Raw genomic sequence first — 6,483 nt, forward strand, 5'->3', positions numbered from 1 at the left:
CGATGCCCCTGTCCTCCGCCGCCGGTGCACTGCTGGTGCCGCTCACCCTGCTGCCGATCGGGCCGCCCGAAATCGTCGGCCCCGGCGGGACGCCCGCCGCGGCCGTCCCCGACCAGGTGGTGGACGCCCAGTTCGACCGGGCGAACGGCATCGTCCCCGCCAAGGCGATCACCCACGCGCCCGACCTGGTGCCGTACGGCGCGCAGGTGCGGGTCACCGTCCACCGGGAGGCGGGCCGGACGACCGTCGCGGTGGAACTCGCCGAGGTGGCCGGCTCGCACGAGTTCCCGGCGCACGTGCACACGGGCCACTGCGCCACCGACCCCGCGGCGTCCGGACCGCACTACCAGCACACGACGGGCTCGGACGCCGCGGACAACGAAGTCCGGATGACGGTGCGCACCGACCCCGGCGGGGGCGGCGACGCCTCGGCGACCGTCCCCTGGACGTTCCGGCACGACGAGGCGCACTCGCTGGTGCTGCACGCCGGCCCCGACGCCGGAGCCCACGCGCCCACCGACCGGGTGGGCTGCGTGGACGTCGACTTCTGAACCCGCGCCCGGAAACGAGCGCCCGGCGGCCAGGGCCTCGGAGCGGGCGGCGGGACCGGGTGGCGGGACCGGCCTCGGGAGCGGGCGCCTCGGAGCCGGGGGGCCGGGAGCGTCAGGAGCCGAGGGTCGCCACCATCACGGCCTTGATGGTGTGCAGGCGGTTCTCGGCCTGGTCGAAGACCACGGAGTGCGGCGACTCGAAGAGCTCGTCGGTGCACTCCAGTTCGGCCATGCCGGTGAGTTCGAACATCTGCCGGCCGATCTCGGTGCCGAGGTCGTGGTAGGCGGGCAGGCAGTGCATGAACTTGACCGCCGGGTTGCCGGTGGCGCGCACCGTGTCCATCGAGACCTGGTAGGGCTTCAGCAGGGCGATCCGTTCGGCCCAGACCTCCTTGGGCTCGCCCATCGACACCCAGACGTCGGTGTACAGGAAGTCCGCGCCGGCCACGCCCGCCGCCACGTCCTCGGTCAGCGTGATCATGGCGCCGCTGGCCTCGGCCAGCGTGTGGGCGGCCTTCTGAACTTCCTCCGACGGCCACAGCTGCGCCGGGGTGACGATCCGGATGTCCATGCCCAGCAGCGCGCCGGTGACCAGCAGCGAGTTGCCCATGTTGGAGCGGGCGTCGCCGAGGTAGACCAGGGTGGTCTCGCTCAGCGGCTTGGTGGAGTGCTCCTGGATGGTGAGCACGTCGGCCAGCATCTGGGTGGGGTGCCACTCGTCGGTCAGGCCGTTCCAGACCGGGACGCCGGCGTGGGCGGCCAGCTCCTCGACGATCTCCTGGCCGTCGCCCCGGTACTCGATGCCGTCGAACATCCGGCCCAGCACCCGGGCGGTGTCCTTGATCGACTCCTTGTGGCCCATCTGCGACCCCGCCGGGTCCAGGTAGGTGGTGGACGCGCCCTGGTCGTGGGCCGCCACCTCGAACGCGCAGCGGGTGCGGGTGGAGGTCTTGGCGAAGATCAGCGCGATGTTCTTGCCCCGCAGCCGCGGCTGCTCGGTACCGGCGTACTTGGCGGCCTTGAGCTGCGCGGAGAGGTCGACCAGGTGACGGAACTCCTGGGGAGTGAAGTCGATCTCCTTGAGGAAGTGCCTGTTCCGGAGGTTGAACGCCATACCCGTCTCCTGGGTCAGTCAATGGGCCGAAGTAGGAAGTGTATACGAGTCATCGAATAATCATGCACATCGAGGCTGCTGAGCCTGCCCAAGACGGCGGACGGCGGGACGGCGAGGACAGCAGCGGGACAGCGAGGCCGGCAGCGAAACGGCGGACCCGGGGCGGGCGACCGGGCCCGGGGGTAGACGGCGAACCGTCCGCCCCGGGCGCGGTCGGGAGCGGGACTCCCCTCGGGTGGTGTCAGAGACGGGGGTCGACCGGCTCGGACTCCAGGGCCAGCACCGCGAACACCGCCTCGTGCACCCGCCAGAGCGGCTCGCCGGCCGCCAGCCGGTCCAGCGCCTCCAGGCCGAGCGCGTACTCGCGCAGGGCGAGCGAGCGCTTGTGGGCCAGCGAGCGCTGCCGCAGTCGGTCCAGCTGCTGGGTGTAGTCCGGGCCGTAGATGATCCGCAGGTACTCACGGCCGCGGACCTTCAGCCCGGGCTGGACCGGCCGCCCGTTGCTCTCGCGGTGCAGCGCCTCGACTGGCTTGACCACCATGCCCTCGCCGCCCGCACCGGTCAGCTCCTCCCACCAGGCGACGGCGGCGGCCACCGAGGACTCGTCCTCGGTGTCGACCAGCATCCGCCCGGTGCGGTGCAGCACCGGAGTGACGCCGTCGGCCTCCGCCGCGAGCCGGTGGTCGGCGTCCACCAGGCGGTCGATCAGGTCGAGGTGCTCGGTGTGCGGGCGCAGCGCCAGGTTGGCGCCCTCGGCGGCGAGCAGCTGGAACGGGGCCAGCCGGATGCCGTCGAGGCCCTCGGTCGGCCAGCAGTAGCGCCGGTACGCCTCGGTGAAGGCCAGCGCGTCGGCGGCGCGCTGCTGCTGGCGGTCCGTCAGCTCCACCACGTCCAGGCCGCGGGCGGCGGCCCGGGCGAGGGCGTCGAGCGCGACGGGCAGCGCGGCGCCGGCGGCCGCGCCGACCGCGGCGTACTGGCGACGCAGCAGCTCGACGGCCTTCAGCGACCACGGCATCAGCTCGGCGTCCAGCAGCAGCCAGTCGGTGTCGAGTTCGTCGAACAGGCCGGACTGCTCGGCGGCGCCCCGCAGCCGGTCGAGTATCGCGTCGGTGAGCTGCTCGTCGGACAGGAAGGCGCGGCCGGTCCTGGTCCAGATCGCGCCCCGGCCGGGCAGGCCGAAGCGCTTGTCCAGCGCGGTGTCGTCGCGGGCGACCAGGACGACGGCGCGGGAGCCCATGTGCTTCTCCTCGCAGATCACCTGCCGCACCCCGTCGTGCCGGTAGGCGAAGAACGCCTCCTCGGGGTGTTCCAGGAAGCCTTCGCGACGGGAGGTCGGCGAGGGCGCCATGGTCGGCGGCAGGTAGGCGAGCAGCCGCGGGTCGAGCGCGAAGCGGCTCATCACCTCCAGCGCGGCGGCGGCGTTCTCCTCCCGGACGGAGACGTTGCCGAGGGTGGCGGTCTCCACCACGCGGCGGCCGGCCACGTCGGCGAGGTCCAGCGGACGGCCCTCCCGGCCGCCGGGCGCGTCCGCGCGCAGCGGGCGGACCGGCTCGTACCACTCCTGTTCGGCGGGCACGCCGACGATCTCCCGCTCCGGGTAGCGCAGCGCGGTGAGGTTGCCGCCGAAGACGCAGCCGGTGTCCAGGCAGATGGTGTTGTTGAGGAAGCTCGCCACCGGCACCGGAGTGTGGCCGTAGACCACCATGGCGCGGCCGCGGTACTCCTCGGCCCATGGGTAGCGCACCGGCAGGCCGTACTCGTCGGTCTCGCCGGTGGTCTCGCCGTACAGCGCGTGCGAGCGGACCCGGCCGGAGGCCCGGCCGTGGAGCTTCTCCGGCAGACCGGCGTGGCAGACCACCAGCTCGCCGCCGTCCAGCAGGTAGTGGCTGACCAGGCCGCGCATGAACGCCCGCACCTGGGCGCGGAACTCCTCGCTCTCGCCGGACAGCTGATCGATCGTCTCCTGCAGGCCGTGCGAAACGGTGACCTTGCGGCCGTCCATCCAGCGGCCGAGCTTGTTCTCGTGGTTTCCGGGCACGCAGAGTGCGTGGCCGGCCGCGACCATGCCCATCACCAGGCGCAGCACGCCCGGGCTGTCCGGGCCGCGGTCGACCAGGTCGCCGACGAACACGGCGGTCCGGCCGTCCGGGTGGGCCGCGTCAATCGGGCGGCCCGCTTCGTCGCGGGTGATCGTGTAGCCGAGCCGGCCGAGCAGGGTCTCCAGCTCGGAGCGGCAGCCGTGGATGTCACCGATGATGTCGAACGGGCCGGTCAGGTGCCGCAGGTCGTTGTACCGCTTCTCCGGGACGATCTCGGCGTGCTCGATCTCCTCGACCCCGCGCAGCACGTGCACCTTGCGGAAGCCCTCGCGCTCCAGGCCGCGCAACGAGCGCCGCAGGTCGCGCTGGTGGCGGGGGATCACGTGGGCCGGCAGCTGCCGGTCCGGCCGGGCCCGGTTGCGTTCGGCGCACACCTCGGCGGGCACGTCCAGCACGATCGCGATCGGCAGCACGTGGTGCTCCCGGGCCAGTGCGATCAGCGCACGCCTGGCGTGCTGCTGCACGTTGGTGGCGTCGACCACGGTGAGCCGGCCGGCCGCGAGCCGCTTGCCGACGATGTAGTGCAGCACGTCGAAGGCGTCGGCCGAGGCGGACTGATCGTTCTCGTCGTCGGAGACCAGCCCCCGGCAGGAGTCCGACGAGATCACCTGGGTGGGCAGGAAGTGCTTCCTGGCAAAGCTCGACTTTCCGGCGCCGGTGCTGCCGATCAGCACCACCAGCGAGACGTCGGTGACGGGGAGGCGCCGGCCGGTGGGGGTGCCGGCCTCCAGGGTTTCGGTGGTCATCGGTGGGCGCTCCCTTCCGGGGCGAGGTCGTTCGACGGGGCGTCGGTGCGGTCGGTGGCGGTCGTGCGGTCGGTGGCGGTGGGGTCGGTGATGGTGTTGTCGATAGTGGTGGCGCGGTCGGTGGTGGCGGTCGTTCCTGCGGTTTCGGCGGTGGTCGGAGCGGGCTCGGTGAGGCGGAAGTGTGCGAGCTGGGTGGGCGCGCCGACCTCCGGGTCGACCGGGCCGACCGGCTCGAACGCGACCGTGTAGCCGAAGCTGTCGGCCACCTGCTCCGCCCAGGCGGTGAACTCGGCGCGGTTCCACTCGAACCGGTGGTCGCCGTGCCGCAGGTGTCCGGCGGGCAGGGTCTCCCAGCGCACGTTGTACTCCGCGTTCGGGGTGGTGACCACGACCGCGGCCGGCCGGGCCGCACCGAACACGGCGTACTCCAGCGCGGGCAGCCGGGGCAGGTCGAGGTGCTCGATCACCTCGCACAGCACCGCCGCGTCGTAGCCCTTCAGCCGGGCATCGGTGTACGTCAGCGCGCCCTGGACCAGCCGAACCCGGCTCGCCAGGCGCTCCGGCATCCGGTCCAGCCGCAGTCGGCGGGCGGCGATCGTCAGCGCCCGGGAGGACACGTCCACACCGAGCACTTCGGTCACCCGCGACTCCTTGAGCAGCGCGCCCACCAACTCGCCCTGGCCGCAGCCCAGGTCGAGCACCCGGGCGGCACCGGTGCGAGCCAGCGCGGCCAGGATCGCGGTGCGCCGCTGAGCCGCCAGCGACTCGCCGCGCCCGGCGCCCTCGCCGTCGGCCTCGCCCTCGGTGCCGGCACCGGAGACGGTGGAACGGCCCGGATCCGACTCCGGTATCGACTCCGGCTCTGTGGTCGGCAACCCCTGTACCGGATGTACCGGAGTCGCAGCGGCGTCGGCCGAAAGAACGGCACCCGAGTCGATGGACGGGTCGGTGGTCAGGTCGGTGGCAGTCACCTCCTCCGGAGTGTCGGGGACAGCGTTGTCGATTTCCTCGGCCTCGCGGTCGTCGGCCTCGGCCAGGCGAGCCAGGGCGAGGCGTTCCATCGCGAGCCGGGTCAGCGACCAGCGGCGGGACAGGTAGCGGCGGGTGATCAGGGCGCGTTCGGGGTGGTCGGCGAGCCAGCCCTGGCCGGCCGCCAGCAGCTTGTCGACCTCGTCGGGCGCGACCCAGTAGTGCTTGGCTCCGTCCAGCACCGGCAGCAGCACGTACAGGTGCTGCAGGGCGTCGGCGAGCCGCAGGGTGCCGGTGAGTTCGAGTCGCACGTACCGGGAGTCGCCCCACTCGGGGAAGGACTCGTCCAGCGGGACGGGCGTCGCTCCGACCTGCCAGCCCAGCGGCGCGAACAGTCGGTCCACCAGCTCCGGTCCGCCGCCCGCCACCGGGACGGAGGGCAGCACGATCTGCAGCGGCATGGCCCGGCCGGGCAGCTCGGGGCGGTGCGGGCACTCGCCCTTCATCGCGGACCGGAACACCGTGCGCAGCGCCACCGCGAGCAGCGAGGACGCGGCGTACGGCCGGTCGTTGACGTACTCGGCGAGGGCCAGGTCGGGCGACCCGGAGCGACCCTTGCCGCGGCCGTGGCGCAGCAGCGCCGCGGGGTCGATCTCCAGCAGCAGCGCGGCGGTGCACGTTTGCTCCCCGGACTCGGGGTAGAAGACGTGCGCGGTGCCGTGCGCGGTGGTGAACCGCTGCACCTTGTCAGGGTGCTTGTGCAGGAGGAAGCCCAGGTCGGAGGCAGGATTCTCGGCAGTGCCGGTGGTGGAGATGGATACGAACACCCGGCCGAGTATGGCTGTTGGGCCGGTTTCCGGGCATCAGGTTTTGTCCGTCCGGTGAGCGTGTTGGTCAGCCCTTGCCCTGATTGGTTAACGTGCGGGATGTGACTGCTGAGACCTCCACTTCCGCAAGCGGTGCGGTGGCCGCCGGCCTGGCGACCATCGCCGCCGACGGCACCG

4 protein-coding genes are annotated in these 6,483 nt (G+C 72.6%); 1 reads left to right on the plus strand and 3 read right to left on the minus strand.

Annotation, left to right across the window (positions count from 1 at the left end; all coding sequences use genetic code 11):
• Positions 1 to 2 precede the first annotated feature (2 nt).
• Positions 3 to 551 (plus strand): hypothetical protein, encoded by a 549-nt coding sequence (locus IEZ12_RS02350; protein ID WP_189270483.1) that lies wholly within the window; start codon positions 3 to 5, stop codon positions 549 to 551.
• Between the two features lie 112 nt (positions 552 to 663).
• On the opposite strand, the gene argF is transcribed toward IEZ12_RS02350, so the two are convergent.
• From argF to IEZ12_RS02365, 3 genes are all read right to left on the minus strand, one after another.
• Entirely contained in the window at positions 664 to 1,665 is a 1,002-nt protein-coding gene (argF, locus tag IEZ12_RS02355; RefSeq protein WP_043914012.1) for an ornithine carbamoyltransferase, read from the minus strand.
• Positions 1,666 to 1,906: 241 nt separating this feature from the next.
• The gene (locus IEZ12_RS02360; RefSeq protein WP_189270484.1) at positions 1,907 to 4,510 is read right to left on the minus strand and encodes a polynucleotide kinase-phosphatase; all 2,604 of its coding nucleotides are present in this window, start codon (positions 4,508 to 4,510) and stop codon (positions 1,907 to 1,909) included.
• Positions 4,507 to 6,306: a 3' terminal RNA ribose 2'-O-methyltransferase Hen1 gene (locus IEZ12_RS02365; protein ID WP_189270485.1), complete on the minus strand. Its 1,800-nt coding sequence runs from the start codon at positions 6,304 to 6,306 to the stop codon at positions 4,507 to 4,509. Before IEZ12_RS02365 ends, IEZ12_RS02360 begins: the two co-directional genes overlap by 4 nt.
• Between the last annotated feature and the right edge of the window lie 177 nt (positions 6,307 to 6,483).

The organism is Kitasatospora griseola (genome assembly GCF_014648555.1).
Lineage (GTDB): Bacteria > Actinomycetota > Actinomycetes > Streptomycetales > Streptomycetaceae > Kitasatospora > Kitasatospora griseola.

Excerpts from the sequence above, each read along its gene's own strand:
- argF (WP_043914012.1), bottom strand. The coding sequence starts at position 1,665 with ATGGCGTTCAACCTCCGGAACAGGCACTTCCTCAAGGAGATCGACTTC.
- IEZ12_RS02350 (WP_189270483.1), top strand. The coding sequence starts at position 3 with ATGCCCCTGTCCTCCGCCGCCGGTGCACTGCTGGTGCCGCTCACCCTG.
- IEZ12_RS02360 (WP_189270484.1), bottom strand. The coding sequence starts at position 4,510 with ATGACCACCGAAACCCTGGAGGCCGGCACCCCCACCGGCCGGCGCCTC.